Consider the following 17,341-nt stretch of genomic DNA (forward strand, 5'->3'; position numbering starts at 1 on the left):
TCTACAGCGTCTCTTGTATCTGTCAAGCGGTTATTTTAAGAAGTTTTCAAAGTTTCCTTATCAACTTCAACCACTTGCGCTTCGTTCGACTTGGCGTCTCACGTCAGCGGGAGGCGAATTCTACAGCGTTACAACCTGCTGTCAACTGCCTTTTTCACCGCTGTCGATTCAAGCATCTGAACCGAAGCATTCCTCGCTGCTTACTTCGTCCAACTCTTTGATTATCAAGGAGTTTTCCGTTTCGTCTGCGCCGGAAGTGGGGCGAATTATAGACAGATCCAGAGGGGCGTCAAGCACTTATTTTCACTTACCGCCAATCAATGATATTCGCCGCCTTTGCTGATTAACCGACCTCAATTCATAGATTCCTATATGGAGTGTGAGGCTGGAGACCCACTCCACATGCGGCTCTGAGAAGCAAGCGGGAGCAACGCCATCGGCGTGATACACGATGTCACTGGCATTTGTCTCACTATTGAGCGATGTTTAGCCCGTGCGCCTTAACATGCGCGCCCTCTCCACACGGACGTGAACGTCGGCGGCAGCATGCGAATTCTGGATAGTCACTGACCGCAACGTGCCGGTCAGGTAAGGATATGAATGAAGTACTTTTTGATGGCACTGGCAGCATTGGCTGTCGCTGGATGCGCAGCGACATCTAAACCGGTCATGGGCAAACGCGGTATTCATATCAATTGCTCGGGGCTGTCGTCCTCATGGGAGCAGTGCTATGAAATGGCGACCAACTCCTGCGTTTCCAAGCAATATCGGGTAATCGCCAAATCCGGTGACGGCGCCGAAGACACTGGAGGCTACCCGCTCGGTCTCAATCCGGCCGGCTACACCAGCCGCAGCATGATCATTGTGTGCAAAAAGCCGACTAACCCCTAGTCGGCTACCTGCATACCACCCTCTGCTAACCCGGCAGGTTTCTAACGGCGCCTATAAAGAACGCCAAAGGCGTCTATATAGAAAGACGACGCCAGGCACACGACCCGCACGTGGTGCCACCGCCTACACAGCGGCGGCAGTGGCATCAGACCGCTTGAGTACGACCGTTCAGCCACGACAACGCGGCGCCCCCACTAAGGGACTGAGCCGCTGCCTGACCTGGGCGTGGTATTCATTCAGCCATTCACGCTCCTCTTTCGTCAGCAAACTGATTTCCAGGCAACGCGTGTCTATCGGGCACAGCGTGAGGGTCTCGAACTTGAGAAACTCGCCGAACTCGGTCTTGCCCGCCTCCTGATTGATCACCAGGTTTTCAATGCGCACGCCCCACTGTCCCGGCCGATAGGTGCCCGGCTCGATCGACGTGATCATCCCCGGCTGCATCGCGGTTTGCGGTGTAGCGGCGGCTTGATAGGCAATCACCTGCGGGCCTTCGTGCACGTTCAGGAAGTAGCCGACGCCATGACCGGTGCCGTGGCCGTAGTTGACACCCTCGGCCCAGATCGGTGCGCGAGCGATGGCGTCGAGCAGCGGCGAAAGAATGCCGCGCGGAAAGTGCGCACGAGACAACGCGATGACGCCCTTCAGAACGCGCGTGCAGTCGCGCTTCTGCTCCGCCGTCGGCGTGCCGATGGGCACCATGCGGGTGATATCGGTCGTGCCGCCCAGGTATTGGCCGCCGGAATCGATGAGCAGCAAGCCATCACCTTCGATTCGCGCGTGCTCTTCTTCGGTGGCGCGGTAGTGAGGCATCGCCCCGTTACCGTTGAAGCCGGCAATGGTGGCGAAACTCTGGGACACGTAGCCCGGACGACGGGCCCGCGCCGCGCTGAGCTTCTCGTCGATGGTCAGTTCGCTGACGGGCTCGTTACCCAGCGCTGAATCCAGCCAGGCGAAGAACTCGCACAGCGCCGCGCCGTCCTGCTCCATCGCCTGGCGGATATGCCGGGTGTCGGCAGCGCTCTTCTGCGACTTGAACAGCGTGGTCGGGTTCAAACCTTCGACCAGGGTGACTTCGCTGTCCAGGTAATCCAGCAGGCCACAGGTGACCCGCGCCGGATCCACCAGCAGACGCGCGTCCTTAGGCACGTTGCGCAACGCAGTGCCGATGCGGGTGTATTCATGCAGGGTGATGCCTTCTTGCTCCAGCGTGCTGCGCAGCGCGGCATCGACTTTCTCTGATGCGACAAACAGATTGATGCTGTTCGGGCCGATCAGGGCGAAGGAGATGAACACCGGGTTGTAGGAGACATCGGCGCCACGCAGGTTAAATAGCCAGGCGATGTCGTCCAGCGTCGCGAGGAAATGCCAGTCTGCGCCGCGCTCGGTCATCACTGTGCGCAGTCGAGTCAGTTTGTCGGTGCGGGTTTCGGTAGCGTGGGGCGCCGCGTGCTCATAGACAGGCTGGGCCGGCAACGCAGGCCGGTCGTTCCACAGCTCCGTTAAAGGGTCGAGGTCGGTGCGAAGCCGCGCGCCTTTTTCGTACAAGTTGGCAGCCAACGTACGCGACGACGCTACGGCTAATACCGCACCATCCACAGCGACGACGGAATCCGCCTTTGCCTGGCCAGCCAGCCATTCAAGTGGGCCGGTCTGGCCGGGCTGCAGCTTGACCAGTTCGATACCGCTGCCTGCCAGTTCCTTGCTCGCCTGCTCCCAATAACGGCTGTCTGCCCAGAGGCCGGCGAAGTCCTGAGTGATGATCAAGGTGCCGACGGAACCGTGGAAGCCGGACAGCCACTGCCGCCCTTGCCAGTAACCGGGCAGATATTCAGAGAGATGAGGGTCGGCCGACGGCACCAGCCAAGCGTCGATGCCTTCACGGCTCATCAGGGCGCGCGCCTGCGCAAGGCGTTGCATCGCCACTCCAGTGGTTTTCGACTGCGTATTCATTGAATCTCCTGGTGACCCGAATTGTTTGCATCGCAGACCCGGATAATGGAGCAGCGATCAAAGCTGAGCAACCGCAGCGCCGCCTCCACCGTCGGGCGCAGTAAGGGCGCGTAGGATCCACTTCCTGGCGCACTGATGAAAGCTTCGTCATATCAACCACTTCACCCGCGTCGATTTATATATAACCGAACACAGTTCCATCTATAAAACTGCAACACCGCTGTGGTCGCTTAATTAACCACTTACCGCTCAGTGGATTAGTTACTCAACCGCACCATTACGTTTGTATGACGGGATTCAATCATTGAGCGCCATAAAACCGTTAACCCCACCCGCGCCCAAGTTCTGACGTTGGAAAAACGTCTTTCCGGCTATTTTTGACGGCCAGTTAGGTGGTCTTCAGGAGTGCCTAAAAAGCGTCGCGCACCACGACGGGGCGATGATGTTTTATTGACTCACAATAAAATCAACGACTTAGCGATGCTGACGGCCCGCTTATCAAAAATCTAACAGAATGATGGCGAAATAATTTGACAGAAACTCCGCCTCCGTCGATATATAGGCACGTCCAATGTTTTTCCGTTTTTGCAGTGCGGCCCTAGAGCTGTGCGCCGAGAGCATTCCGACTTAATTACCCTGCGACTGCCCAAAAAGTTGACGATTCAAACGGTGTGAAATCAGCGCCGGTGGGCAGTTTTTGGTTCAGAGAAAGGTTTTTTCGAATTACTGAATTTGCTCGGTGGGGCGGTAGCTTTGCCCAACGCTTTAGTCAGCCAGTGCTGAATAAGGCCGCCGTTTGAATGCACGCCTAATTAATACAACGGCAGGATCTGCAGATTCGGGCGGTAGCGTGCCTGAAGCGCAATCTACCCCCTGCCCTGCACTCCTCACTCTCTCCGAGGGCCTGATGCAATGCCTTTATCTTTCGACATGGATGAGCAGCTGGTTCAGCGACTGGCTGACGAAATCGATACCAACGGCTTTGCAAAACTGAACGCGGCCGTTCCGGACTCGGACCTGCAGCAGCTACAGGCCTGGACTGACGAGCAGGCGCAGAAACACCGGGGCGAATACTTTGCCTACCACGGCGAAGCTGCACTGAGCGAAAGCCTGCTGGCGAGCTACTGGTCTGACCCGCGTTTCAAGGCGCTGCTGGGTCGTCTCTATAAGCATGCAGCCCGCCGCGACGCTGCCAGTGACCGCATCTTCCCGGTCCTGCGCTGCGTGCAGGGCAATCAGGGCAAGCGCGAATCCAACAGCTTCCATTACGACGCCAGCCTGGTGACCGCGCTGATCCCGGTGTTTATCCCCAGCGAAGGCGAAGGACGCGGCGATCTGATGCTGTTTCCCAACATCCGTCGGGTGCGCTCATGGGTGTTATTCAACGTGATCGAGAAAGCTCTGCTGCAGAACAAGATCACCCGCGGCTGGATCATCAAAGGCATGCAGCGCAACTGGCTTAAGCCATATGTCCTGCGCCTGGAGCCGGGCAGCGTTTATTTCTTCTGGGGTTATCGCAGCCTGCACGCCAATCAGGCCTGCCGGCCGGACGTGAAGCGCGCCACCGCGCTCTTCCACTTCGGTGACCCCCATACCGGCAGCCTGGCCACCCGGTTGATCCTGAAAATCAATCAAGGCCGCGCGCGGCGGATGAGCAACAAGGCAGGCAACCCGCCGCCGGCATCCACCCCCAACTGATTCCCCTTGAACCTGGCGTTGACGGCCCGGCGTCAGACCGGCGCCACCGCATCACTGCCCAAAAGCCTTTTAAAAGCTTTGCATCTGAAATGGAGAATTCGATGATCAACGTCACCAAGACTTACCTGGGCGATATCGACAAGTTCAAGGGCTACGTCGAGGGCATTTATGCGCGCGGCTGGCTGACCAACCACGGGCCGCTGGTGTGCGAGCTCGAACAACGCCTGAAAGAATATCTGGGCGTCAAACACGTCATCCTCACCAACAACGGCACCCTCGCCCTGCAGGTCGCTTATCGCGCGCTGGGCCTGAGCGGCAGCGCAGTGACCACGCCGTTCAGCTTCGTCGCGACCAGCAGTTCGCTGCAGTGGGAAGGCATTCGACCGATCTTCGCTGACATCGACGCCCAGACCTGGAACATCTCGCCCGACCACATCGAGAGCCGCATCGTCTCCGACACCACCGCCATTGTCGGCACCCACGTGTTCGGCAACCCGTGCGCTGTTGAGCGCATCGAAGAGATCGCCCGTCGGCGTAATCTGAAAGTCGTGTACGACGGCGCCCATGCCTTCGCCGTGCGCCACGCTGGCCAGTCGGTGCTCAACTGGGGCGACATCAGCACCCTGAGCTTTCACGCCACCAAGCTGTTTCACACCATCGAAGGCGGCGCGATCATCACCAACGATGACGAAACAGCGCGCCGGGTTCACCTGCTGTGCAACTTCGGCATCGTTGACGTCGACAAGATCGAAGGCATCGGCATCAACGCCAAGCTCAACGAATTCTCCGCCGCGATGGGCCTGTGCATTCTCGACGACATCGAGAACATTCTTCAGGAACGTGCCGAAATCGCTGACCGCTACACCACTCGCCTGGGCGATTACGTCGACCTGCAGCGGCCGGAAAACAACAGCCAGCTCAATCACAGCTATTACCCGATCGCCCTGAGCGACGAACAGCAACTGCTGCGTTTGCGTTCAGCGCTGAACACCAACGGGATCAACCCGCGCCGCTACTTCTATCCCTCGCTGGACACCCTTGAGTACTTGCAGCCGCAAGCGGCACAAACCGCTTCGCGTTCATTGAGCGAGCGCGTGCTGTGTCTGCCGATTTACCCGGGCCTGCTGCGCGACGATCAGGACCGCGTGATCAGCACGGTGATCGCCGAAACCAGCGGCGCCCACTCGCCCTACCGTGTGCCGTCCCTCGCGCAGGTCATGTAACACCGCCGGGCCAGCCATTGCGCCATTCACCCTGTTTCGCCGGAAGGACTTTCGATGCAAACCAAGCGCTCAGTCATACGCAACACTGCGTTGAGCTATGCAGGCCAGGCCTACACGCTGCTCGTAGGGATCCTGATCATGCCGTTCTATCTCGGCCACATGGGCGCCGAGGCATACGGGCTGATCGGGTTCTTCTCAGTGCTGCAGGCCTGGCTGCAATTGCTGGATGCGGGGTTGTCGCCAAGTCTGGTCAGGGCAGTGGCGCATCGACAAGGCAGTGAAGGACTGGATCGCTACACAGGTCGCCTGCTGCGCTCGTTCGAAATCATTTTCCTGCCACTGGCGGGGTTCTGCTGCGTGGCGATGTACGCCGGCAGCGAATGGATCGCCGTGCACTGGCTCAATGCTCAGCAATTGTCGACCGAGACGCTGGTGCAGTGCATTGGGCTGATGGGCATCGTCATCGCCCTGCGCCTGTTTTCAACGCTCTATAAAAGCGGAATTCAAGGCCTTGAACAGCATGCATGGCTGAACATCGCCAACGTGATCATCGCCACGCTGCGCTACTTCGGTGGCCTGCTGCTGGTGAGCACGATTTCCAACGACCCGGTGCACTTCTTCGAATTCCAGGCGCTGGTGGGACTGATCGAAGCTGTGATCTTCGCGGCCCGTGCCTATCAGCAGATGCCGACGCCATCGCCGCTGACCGGTTTTGACTGGGATCTGGTCAAGCCGATCATCCCGTTCGCGGCGAGCATGTCCGGCACCGCGGTGCTGTGGATCGTGCTGACCCAGATCGACAAGGTGCTGCTCTCAGAGCTACTGCCGCTCAATGAATATGGTTACTTCTCGCTGGTGGCGCTGATCACCACCGGGATCATGATGCTCTCCAACCCGCTGGCGCAGACGCTGCTGCCGCGCCTCACCGTGTTGATGGCCGAAGGACGCCGGGACGACATGCATCAGCTGTATCTGGCGGCCAACCGGTTTGTGTGCACGTTCCTGTTTCCGCTCGCGGCGCTGATCGCGCTGCACGCCGACGAAATGGTCTTTGCCTGGTCGGGGATCGCCCTGCTGCCGACTGGAGCCGAACGATTCTGCCGTGGTACTCGCTGGGCAGCGCCATCATGGCCGTCAGTGCCTTCCAGTTTTATCTGCAATACGCCTACGGGCGCATGCACCTGCATGTCTGGTACAGCATCGTTTCGGCGCTGATCACGGTGCCGGTGATGTTTCTGGCAATTCGTGGTTATGGCGCTTACGGCGCGGCGATCGCCTGGTTCGTGTTGCGCGTCGTGTCCATCGCCGTCTGGCCGGTCATCGTCCACCAGCGCCTGGCCCCGGGCATTCACAGCCAATGGCTGCGCGACATCATCCGCATCAGCGTGATGACCGGCGTGGGCCTTGCGATCACCGAGCCCTTGCTGCGCCTGATCGCCAATGAAAACCGCATCAGCATCTTCCTGGGTCTGGCCGTCAGCGGCCTGCTCACGCTGCTGATTGTGGCCGCCAGCTACAAGCCGCTGGTCATGAAGATTTCCGTTCTGTTCAGCAAACCCAGTGTTTAACTCCGAGTACCCAAGCCATGGATGCTAATAGCAATAAGACGAGCACCTCGCCGTCCGCCGCGCCCTTGGTCAGCATCGTCTGTCCAGCCTACAACCAGGAAGCCTACGTCGCGCAGACGCTGGAAGGCTTCCTGATGCAGCAAACCACGTTCGCCTTCGAAATCCTGGTGAACGACGATGCCTCCACGGATGGTACTGCCCGCATCATTGCCGATTACGCCAAGCGCTTCCCGACGCTGATCCGGCCCTTCTATCACGAGACCAATCAGTACTCGCAGAACAACCCGCCGGTGCCGCGCCTGTTCGGCGAAGCGCGGGGCCGCTACATCGCCTACTGCGAAGGCGACGATTACTGGACTGACCCGCGCAAGCTGCAGATCCAGGTGGACTTCCTCGAAAAAACCCGGATTACGTGCTGACCTACCACGACGCGATCCCCTTCGACATCAGCGGCCAGTACCCTATTCAGCTGCAAGGCAAGCTGCGCGGGGATGCCACGGCGCTGGAGCTGCAGAAGGCGCGGCCGATCTCGACGTTGACCACGGTATTCCGCAACGTCTTCGATTCGTTGCCACCCGAACTGCGCGCCGCGCCACTCAACGATCTGGTCTGGTGGTCGCTGCTCGGTGCCTACGGCAAGGGCAAATTCATGGGTGAGGTCAAGCCGGCGATGTATCGGTTGCACCCGGGGGCGTGTTTTCCATGCGCTCCAACAAACGCAAGCTGCACATGGCGCTGCAGACCTCCGGCGCCCTGGCCAACTACTACAACCGGCTCGGCAATCAGGAGCTGTATGAGCACTTCCTGATGGAGCTGGTCGAGTATTCGCTGTCGGCGATTACCCCGAAACGCAAGATGCAGACGCTCCTGGCAGTCGGGCAGAACTTCAGCACCAACATCAGCAAGAGACTGATGACGAGCCTCAGCAAAGGTCATGTTCAGTAACGTACTGGTGGTCTGCGTCGGCAATATCTGTCGCAGCCCCATGGCCGAAGCCATGTTCCGACAACGGATGCCGAACGCACGCGTCCAGATCTCGTCGGCCGGGACCCACGCCATGCTCAGCTCCACCATTGACCCGCTGGCTCAGGCCGTGCTGCTGGTCAATGGCGTTCCCGCCCACAAACATCGAAGCCGTCAGATCGATCGGCAGATGCTCCACGAAGCAGAGCTGATTCTGGTCATGGAGCATCGTCAGACCCAGAGCGTCCTCAAGCTGGCCCCCGAGGTACGCGGCAAGACGTTTCTGATTGGCAAATGGCAACAAGCGCTGGAAATCGCCGACCCCTACCGGCGCCCGAAACTAGCCTTTGAACAGACCTACGAGCAGCTTTCGCGTTGCGTCGACGACTGGCTTCCTTATCTTCAGTCAGGAGATCCAAGATAAATGACCGCTATGAACCGTACTTCTCTGGACGAGGTCCAGGACTCCCGGATCGATCTGGCGACTATCTTGCGCACACTTTTCGATCACAAAGGATTGATTGCGTCGATTGTCGGCATCTGCGTCCTGCTCGGCGCCACCTACGCCATTCTCGCCACGCCGATCTTCCAGGCCAACGCGATGATTCAGATCGAGCCGCGCAAAGTCGGCATCGAGGGTCGCACCGAAGTCTCCAGCAAACCGCTGTCGGTTTCCCAGGCGACCACCGAAATCGAGCTGATCAAATCCCGCGCGGTGCTGGGCAAGGTCGTTGATGACCTCAAGTTGTACATCGTGCAGAAGCCCAAATACATCCCGGGCCTGGGCAGCTACATGGCGCGTCGGTTCAAGCCCGAGCGTGAAGGCGCGCTGGCCGATCCGATGTTCGGCCTGAACAGCTACGCCTGGGGCGGCGAAAAAATCGACGTCTTTCAGCTGGACGTGCCGGACGCACTGCTGGGCGAAAAGATGACCATGGTGGCGGGCAAACCGGGCACCTTCACCCTGTATGACGAAGACCGCAACAAGCTGCTCAGCGGCCCTGTCGGTCAGACCGTCGAAGGCAGCGGCATCAAAATCCAGGTGGCTGCGCTCAACGCCCGTCCGGGCACCGAGTTCACCGTGGTGCGTCAACGCACCCTGACCGCCGCGCTGGATTATCAGGACCGTCTGAAAATCATGGAAGCGGGCAAGGACTCCGGGATCGTCTACCTGTCGATTCAGGACCCCGACCCGGCACTGGCCAAGCGCATCCTCAACGAAGTCAGTCGCCTGTATGTGCGCCAGAACGTCGAGCGCAGTTCGGCCGAAGCCGCCCAGCGTCTGGAATTCCTGCGTTCGCAACTGCCTGCCGTGCGCAAGCAGCTGGAGCAGTCGGAAATCGCGCTGAACAACTTCCAGATGGGCGCCAAGTCGGTTGACCTGAGCGTTGAGACCAAATCGGTTCTGGATCAGGTGGTCAAGCTGGAAGGCACCCTGTCGGACCTGAAAATGAAGCGCGTCGATGTCGAGCGTCTGTACACGCCGGAGCATCCGACCTACCGCGCCCTGATGACTCAGATCGGCCAGGTTGAAGCACAGAAAACTACGCTGCTGAAGAAGATCGAAGCCCTGCCGGCCACGCAACAAGAGCTGCTGCGCCTGAACCGTGACATGCAGGTCACCTCGCAGACCTACACCCTGCTGCTGGACAAGAGCCAGGAGCAGGACATTCTGCGCGCCGGCAGCATCGGCAACGTCCGCATCATCGACAACGCCGACGCCAACGTCGAAGAGCCGGTCAAGCCGATGCGCAAAATCATCGTGCTGGTCGCCGCCCTGATCGGCCTGCTGCTGGCCGTTGCCACCGTGTTCGTGCGCCAGGCGTTCTACCGCGGCGTGGACAACCCGGAAGTCATCGAAAACCTCGGCATGCCGGTGTACGCGTCGCTGCCGTATTCGCGACTGCAGGAACGCATGGAAAAGGCCGCTCAGAGCCGTTCGACAAGCAAAGAGCCACGCCTGCTGAGTGTCAGCGCGCCGACGGAACTGGCAATCGAAGCGTTGCGCAGCCTGCGCACCAGCCTGCACTTCGCCATGCTCGAAGCCCGCAACAACGTGCTGATGATTTCCAGCCCGACGCCGGGCGTGGGCAAGTCGTTCGTCTCCAGCAACCTGGCGGTGATCATTGCGCAGACCGGCAAACGCGTGTTGCTGATCGACGCCGACATGCGCAAAGGCTACCTGCACAAGATGTTCAACCTGACGCCCAAGCATGGTTTGTCGGACACCCTCGCTGCGCGTCTGGGCAGCAAGGAAGTCATCAACCACACCGAAGTGCGGAACCTGGATTTCATCTCCTGCGGTTACGCGGCGCCGAACCCGTCCGAGCTGTTGATGCACGACAACTTCAACAAAATGATCAGCGAGCTGTCGCCGCTGTATGACCTGGTGATCATCGACACCCCGCCGATTCTGGCCGTGACCGATGCCACGCTGGTCGGCCGTCAGTCCGGCACCTGCCTGCTGGTGACCCGCTTCGGCCTGAGCACCGCCAAGGAAATCGAAGCGTGCAAACGCCGCCTGATGCACAACGGCATTCTGATCAAGGGCGCGATCTTCAACGGCGTCCTGCGCAAGGCGTCGACCGCCGACTACGACTGCGCCGCATACGGTTACGACTACACCACGGTCCGCAAGTAAATCGACACGCACGCCAAGGAGAAACACATGGCCAGGACCCTTGCAGTGATGCAGCCCTATCTGTTCCCGTACCTGGGCTACTTTCAGCTCATCGCTGCTGCAGACGTCTTCGTCCTGGGAGATGATCTGCAGTATGTGCGGTCCGGCTGGGTCAATCGCAATCGCATCCTGCACAACGGCGCGGCCAGGCTGATCAGCTTCCCGTTGAAGAAAGACCGCTTTCAGCTGCAGATCAATCAGCGCCAACTGTGTGAGCATTTCAGCGATGAAGCGCCACGGCTGATCGATCTGCTCGCCGAGAACTACCGAGAGGCGCCCTACTTCGCGCAGGTCATGCCGCTGCTGGAACGGTTGATCCGTTTCCCCCAGCAGAACATCGCGCTGTATGCCGAACACGCCATCCGTGAAATGTGTGCTTATCTCCACATCGTGACGCCGATCCTGCGCAGCTCGGACCTGATATTAGGTAGCGCTGCGGACAAGCAAGAGCGCATTATCCGCATCGCTCACACGTTTGAAGCCACCACGTTCATTACCCCGGAAGGCGGCTCGGTGCTCTACGACCGTGATCACTTTGCCCGCAACGGTTTGCTGGTGCGGTTTTTCCGGATGAACCCCGTGGCGTATCGGCAGTTCGGGCAACCTTTCGTCGCCAACCTGTCGATTATTGATGTGCTGATGTTCAACTGCGTCGAGCAGGTGCAGCAACTGTTGACCGAATACGGGCTGGACAAAAATCCACCCTGCGCAAGGCCCGTCATGATGCACGGGCTGGCGCAAAAACCTGACGTTGTCCTGACCGGGTCGCACCGGATCGCAGTGGAGTGAAGTGTATGTCTGAAGTCGTCAATAGCTCCGGTGGCTCCGCGCGCTGGTACCTCATCCAGACCAAACCCCGTCAGGAAGCACGTGCGGCAGAGCACCTGCAACGTCAGCAGTTCGAGTGCTACCGCCCGGTCAAGCACGGTGAGAAAAAACGCGGCTCACGGGCGCCAGCCGAAGAAGAGCTGTTCCCCGGTTACCTGTTCATCCACATGGACCAGGCCAGCGACAACTGGTACCCGATCCGCTCGACCCGGGGCGTGGCGCGCATCGTTACGTTCGGCGGCATGCCGGTTCCGGTGCAGGATGCGTTGATCGAGCAGATTCGCCAGCGTCTGTTGGCGCCGCCGGCCAGGGTCGCCTTTCAAGAAGGCGAAACGGTGCGGGTCACGGCCGAGGGCTTCAACGACGTCGAAGCGATCTTCCTCGCCGCCGACGGTGATGAACGTGCGGTGATTCTGCTCAACCTGCTGCAACGCGAGCAAAAGGTCACCCTGCCGGTCAGCAGCCTGTCGCGGATGCAAGCGCAGGCGTGAGCCGTTAGCGTTGTCCGTACTGATCCACACATTCTGACCCACACATCCTGATTCCCACGGGGCTGATGCTTTCAGCCTCTTGACCCCCTTCGCCCGGAACTCGCCATGACCCAGAAAACCACACTGGTGACGCTCACCTATGGTGATCGTTTCAACTACCTGCACACGCTGGTCAGCCGCTCGCTGGAAAGCCCGCTGATCGACCGCGTGATCATTGTCAGCAACGCATCCACCGCGCCGCTGGACACCCTGCGCCGCAACTGGCCGAACCAGGTCAGCGTGATCTACATGCATGAGAACACCGGTTCTGCGCGGGGTTATTCAGTGGGGATTCAGGCCGCGCTGGACGCCGGGGCCGAGCACATCTGGCTGATGGACGACGACAACGCGCCGACCATCAACGCCATTGCCACGCTGCATCAGGTGCTCGAAGAACGTAAACGCGTCGACGGCGAGGACAAGGCCGCCGTACTGGGCTTTCGTCCGACCCATCAGGCGGATATCGCCGCCGGCGTGCCGAATCGCTTCGCCATTCAGCGCCGTTCGAGCTTTTTCGGTTTTCACATCGCGCAGCTGCCGTACAAGGTCTGGCGTCGCCTGCCATGGGGCGCGCCGCAAAGCCCCCATCGCAAACTGCCGATGGTGCAATTGCCATTCGCTACTTACGGCGGCCTGCTCGCCCATCGCAACCTGTATCGCCGCATCGGCCTGCCGCTGGATGCGTTGATGCTCTATGCCGACGACAGCGAATACACCTTTCGCATCACCGCCGGTGGCGGCCGGATCTTCCTGGTGCCGGATGCCTTGCTCGATGATCTGGAAAGCTCGTGGAACATCAAGGCGCGCACCAACAACATCTACGAGAGCTTCCTGCTGGGCGGCTCGGACTTGCGCGCCTACTACGGCGCGCGCAACCAGGCCTGGTTCGACAAGAACATCTGGGCCAATTCGTCGCTGCTGTACGGCCTCAACCGCTGGGTGTTCTTCCGCCTGCTGCGGCTGATCGCCAAGCGACGCGGTGCCGAGGAACGCCTGGGCCTGATCGAAAAAGCCATCCGTGACGGTGAGTCCGGGGTACTGGGTCTGAATCAGTCGTATCCATTATGAAAATACTGTTCATCAGCAGCCTGTATGCCCCTCACATTGGAGGCGGCGCGGAAATCATTCTTCAGCGTACCGTCGAAGGCCTGCAGCAGCGCGGCTGTGAAGTCAGCGTGCTGGTGACCGGTCCCGACGCAGGTTTGAGCGTTGAAGCGGTGAACGGCGTCAAGGTCTACCGCGCCGGCCTGCGTAACTTTTACTGGCATTTCGGTGCGCAGCGGCCTGGCCGTCTGGCGCGCCTGGGCTGGCATCTGCGCGACCGCTACAACGGCGCGATGCGCAGCTACGTTAAAAAGGTCATCGGCAACGAGCAGCCGCAACTGGTGGTCTGCCACAACCTGGCCGGCTGGTCGGTGTCCGTCTGGGACGAGATCACCGCTGCAAAGCTGCCGATCGTTCAGGTGCTGCATGACATGTACCTGATGTGCCCGAGCAGCAACATGTTCAAACGCGGCCAATGCTGCCAACAGCAATGCGGCAGTTGCCAGACCTTTCGCAAGGGCCACGATGTTCGGTCGGCACAGGTCGCGGCGGTGGTCGGGGTCAGTCGCTTCATTCTTGAAAAGCTGCAGTTGCGCGGATATTTCAGCAACGCCAGCCCGTACGTCGTGCACAACGCCAGCCCGTTCACCCCGCCGACCGCCTCGCCCCATCAGCGGCGGCAAACGGATCTCACAGTGAAAAAAGCGCCGTTGCGCTTCGGCTACATGGGCACGCTGTCCCACCAGAAAGGCGTGGCCTGGCTGATCGAGCAATTTCAGCGACTGCCCTTCGACGCCACGCTGCAGATCGCAGGACGTGGCCAGACGGATGACGAAGCCACGTTCAAGGCCCTGGCGAATTCGTCGAAGATCAGCTTCGTCGGTTATCAGACGCCTGAAACGTTCTACCGCCAGATCGACGTCGCCGTGGTGCCTTCGCTGTGGAACGAGCCGTTCGGCATGGTTGCCGTCGAAGCCTGCGCCCACTCGGTGCCGGTGATTGCCAGCCGCATGGGCGGTTTGCCTGAAATCATTCAGGACCCGCTCAACGGTTTGCTGTGCGACCCGCAGGATCCCGACTCACTGGGCCAGGCGATGTTGCAGTTGCACCAGAACCCGGAATTACTGGCGCGTCTGAGCGGGGAGGCGCGGGTCAGCGTGGCGTCGTTACTGAACCTGGAGCTGATGCTCGACAGTTACCAAAGTATTTTCGACCAGACGCTGCTGGACGATGTCGCCCAAGGCAACCGGCACTCACTGCCCTACCCGGTTTGAGACACATTCGTTTGAGCACGCCGGCATGCACCTGCGTCATGCCGACATTACCGCCGACGGCCCGCGACCTACCTGAGCAAGCGCTCCGGACCGTGCCTCTTCATTGAGACAAGCCATGTTTATCCCTTACCTGCCCCGGTTACGACGACCCTCGGCGGTCCTGTTGCTGGGTTTGTTGATCAGCTGCATCACGCGGGCGGACGAAGCGTTCATCATCGGCGTGGACACGCACTTGATGAACAAACCCGGCACCTCCGTCCGCGCATTGCAGCTGCTGAAAGCGGCGGGTGTCGACTCGGTGCGCGACGATGCCTATTGGTCCAGCGCCGAGCCCCGACGAGGGTCGTTGAAGATCGAGCCTTCGTGGCAGTCATTCCTGAGCGCCGCCCAGGAAAACCGTTTGCGACCGCTGTTGGTGCTGGGCTACGGCAACCCGTTTTACGAGAACTACGCCAAACCGCGAAAACCTTCGGTGCGCGATGCTTACGGCAACTACGCCAGCTTCGTCACCCGCCAGCTCACCGACAGCGTGGACTTCTACGAAATCTGGAATGAGTGGGACAAGGAAAACCCGGTCGACCCGGCGTTCGCCAGGGACTACAGCCTCCTCATCGAGCAAACGGCCAAGCGCATTCGCGCCAACCAGCGGCCGATGGTGATTCTGGCCGGCGCCGTGACCAGTCAGGGCATGGACCTGGGGTTCGCCGACCGGCTGGTGGAATCGGGGCTGTTGAACCATGTCGACGGGTTGTCGCTTCATCCGTATGTGTATTGCCGTTCGGATGAGCGCAACACCCCGGAAAACTGGATTGCCTGGCTGCGACGAATCAGCGAGGACCTGACGGACAGGAACCGCAACAAAGGCCCGGTGCCGCTGTACCTCACCGAGATGGGCTGGCCCAGCAACGACGGGCGTTGCGGCGGTGACGAGAAGACCCAGGCAGCGTTCCTGGCGCGCAGTTTCTTCCTTGCGCAGACGATGCCCAACATCAAGGGCATGTGGTGGAACGGCCTGCTGAACGACGGGCCCGATGGCACTGACCCGGAGCAGAACTTCGGCCTGCTCAATCAGGACCTGGGCATCAAGCAGGCGTACCTGACGCTGAAGGCCATCAGCCCGACGCTGCATCAGTTCCGCTACGACGCTGAAAAGAGTCGCGAAATCGACTCGCAATACCTGCTGCGATTCGCCAAGGGGTCAGAGCAGATCATGGTCGCCTGGACCGCCGGGCTGCCGCGATCGATCAAGGTCGACGCCAGCAGTGTGCTGCGCGGCAACGTGCAATACATCGACACCCGCCAGCCACAACGGGGGCAGGTCGACAGCGGTATCCCCTGGAACTGCAACGACGGGCGTTGCTCGGCGCAAGTGCCGATTGATGACTTCCCGAAAATAATAAGCCTGGGCACACGCCCGGCACTGTTTGCCTTGCCCTGAATTCTGCCTTTTTTTGGCCCGCCTTTCGAGCGCCCCTTCATTCAGGGCGCTGACGGCTCTTGACTGAGCGCGCTGAAGGCGCCTGCGCACGACCCCTTTATCTCTTCTACAGGTCGACCACAATGATTGTGATCAATGCACGTTTCCTGACCCAGGAATTGCGTGGCGTTCAACGCTTCGCCGAACAGATCTGCCTGGCCCTCAAGCAACTGCGCGACGACGTGGTGTTTGTGGCCCCCACGGCATTCAGATGCACGAGAGCGCCAAAGCCCTCGACGTGCAATGCATCGGCAGTCACAGCGGCCACCTGTGGGAGCAACTGGACCTGCCGCTGTACCTGCGCCGTCAGGGCAACCCGCTGCTGATTTCGCTGTGCAGCACCGCGCCGCTGTTGTACGGCAATCAGATCGCGACCCACCACGACGTCACCTATGTGCGTCACCCGGAAAGCTACACCAGCACCTTCCGGCTGCTCTACCGGACCATGACGCCGATCATGCTGTCGCGGATCAAGTCGCTGCTGACGGTGAGCGCCTTCTCCAAGGGCGAGATCTCGCAGTTCTACAAATTCCCGGAGAAGAAAATCTTCGTGGTGCCCAATGCCGTGAGCGGTGCGTTTCAACCGGGGCCGCCCCTTAAAGAGCAACAGGATTACCTGCTGGCGGTGTCTTCGCCCAGCGCCCACAAGAATTTCAGCCGGATGATTCAGGCGTTCCTGCTGCTGCGCGGCCACGATGATCTGCAGCTGCGCATCGTCGGTGGCGCCAGCGGGATTTTCAGCGACGACAACCTGCAACGCCTGGCCAGTCGTGACCCGCGCATCCGCTTTCTGGGTCGCCTGAGCGATGACGAACTGATCAGCCAGTACCAGGGCGCCACGGCGTTTGTGTTTCCGTCGCTGTACGAAGGCTTCGGCATTCCGCCCCTGGAAGCACAGGCCTGCGGTTGCCCGGTGCTGGCGGCCAATGCGGCGTCGATCCCTGAAGTGCTTCAGGCCAGCGCGCTGTATTTCGACCCGCTGGACATTGAACACATGGCCGCCGCCATGGAACGCATCCTGACGGACATGCCGCTGCGCCAGTCGCTGCGCCGGCGCGGACTGAACAACGTGGCGCGGTTTTCCTGGGAAGAGTCGGCACGCCAGGTTTCCCAACGCATCGACGCGCTGCTGAGTCCGGCCAGAGACCGGCGCAGCAGCCAGGGCAGCGATGCCCTGGGTCGCGAATCTTCCAGCAAGCTCTGAGGCATTGC

General features: G+C 60.1%; 10 protein-coding genes and 4 pseudogenes. 13 read left to right on the forward strand and 1 reads right to left on the reverse strand.

What is annotated here, in order from left to right; all coding sequences use genetic code 11:
- Window positions 1-600 precede the first annotated feature (600 nt).
- On the forward strand, window positions 601-891 hold the full coding sequence (locus JN403_RS21855; RefSeq protein WP_122537798.1) for a hypothetical protein: 291 nt from the start codon (window positions 601-603) through the stop codon (window positions 889-891).
- A gap of 145 nt (window positions 892-1,036) precedes the next feature.
- Here the strand turns inward: JN403_RS21855 and JN403_RS21860 are convergent.
- Window positions 1,037-2,844, reverse strand: a pseudogene (locus JN403_RS21860) (aminopeptidase P family protein).
- A 912-nt stretch (window positions 2,845-3,756) separates the two neighbouring features.
- Here JN403_RS21860 and JN403_RS21865 point away from each other — a divergent pair.
- From JN403_RS21865 to JN403_RS21920, 12 genes and pseudogenes are all read left to right on the forward strand, one after another.
- The gene (locus JN403_RS21865; protein WP_172611441.1) at window positions 3,757-4,542 is read left to right on the forward strand and encodes a hypothetical protein; all 786 of its coding nucleotides are present in this window, start codon (window positions 3,757-3,759) and stop codon (window positions 4,540-4,542) included.
- A gap of 101 nt (window positions 4,543-4,643) precedes the next feature.
- Complete coding sequence (locus tag JN403_RS21870; RefSeq protein ID WP_172611440.1) at window positions 4,644-5,765, forward strand: DegT/DnrJ/EryC1/StrS family aminotransferase; 1,122 nt, start codon at window positions 4,644-4,646, stop codon at window positions 5,763-5,765.
- Window positions 5,766-5,819: 54 nt separating this feature from the next.
- A pseudogene (locus JN403_RS21875) lies at window positions 5,820-7,333 on the forward strand (oligosaccharide flippase family protein).
- 17 nt (window positions 7,334-7,350) lie between these two features.
- A pseudogene (locus tag JN403_RS21880) lies at window positions 7,351-8,278 on the forward strand (glycosyltransferase family A protein).
- Window positions 8,268-8,720: a low molecular weight protein-tyrosine-phosphatase gene (locus JN403_RS21885; RefSeq protein WP_205484236.1), complete on the forward strand. Its 453-nt coding sequence runs from the start codon at window positions 8,268-8,270 to the stop codon at window positions 8,718-8,720. The pseudogene JN403_RS21880 and the gene JN403_RS21885 overlap by 11 nt, the downstream one beginning before the upstream one ends.
- Complete coding sequence (locus JN403_RS21890) at window positions 8,721-10,937, forward strand: polysaccharide biosynthesis tyrosine autokinase (protein ID WP_205484238.1); 2,217 nt, start codon at window positions 8,721-8,723, stop codon at window positions 10,935-10,937.
- Window positions 10,938-10,964: 27 nt separating this feature from the next.
- Window positions 10,965-11,765: a WbqC family protein gene (locus JN403_RS21895; RefSeq protein ID WP_205484240.1), complete on the forward strand. Its 801-nt coding sequence runs from the start codon at window positions 10,965-10,967 to the stop codon at window positions 11,763-11,765.
- A 5-nt stretch (window positions 11,766-11,770) separates the two neighbouring features.
- On the forward strand, window positions 11,771-12,295 hold the full coding sequence (rfaH, locus tag JN403_RS21900; protein ID WP_205484242.1) for a transcription/translation regulatory transformer protein RfaH: 525 nt from the start codon (window positions 11,771-11,773) through the stop codon (window positions 12,293-12,295).
- A gap of 105 nt (window positions 12,296-12,400) precedes the next feature.
- Window positions 12,401-13,402, forward strand: coding sequence for a glycosyltransferase (locus JN403_RS21905; RefSeq protein WP_172611435.1), 1,002 nt, complete (start codon window positions 12,401-12,403; stop codon window positions 13,400-13,402).
- Window positions 13,399-14,652, forward strand: coding sequence for a glycosyltransferase family 4 protein (locus JN403_RS21910; RefSeq protein WP_205484244.1), 1,254 nt, complete (start codon window positions 13,399-13,401; stop codon window positions 14,650-14,652). The genes JN403_RS21905 and JN403_RS21910 overlap by 4 nt, the downstream gene beginning before the upstream one ends.
- A 115-nt stretch (window positions 14,653-14,767) precedes the next feature.
- The gene (locus JN403_RS21915; protein ID WP_205484246.1) at window positions 14,768-16,090 is read left to right on the forward strand and encodes a hypothetical protein; all 1,323 of its coding nucleotides are present in this window, start codon (window positions 14,768-14,770) and stop codon (window positions 16,088-16,090) included.
- Window positions 16,091-16,212: 122 nt separating this feature from the next.
- Window positions 16,213-17,333, forward strand: a pseudogene (locus tag JN403_RS21920) (glycosyltransferase family 1 protein).
- The last annotated feature ends 8 nt before the right edge of the window (window positions 17,334-17,341 follow it).

This window comes from Pseudomonas sp. 15A4, from assembly GCF_016925575.1.
Lineage (GTDB): Bacteria > Pseudomonadota > Gammaproteobacteria > Pseudomonadales > Pseudomonadaceae > Aquipseudomonas.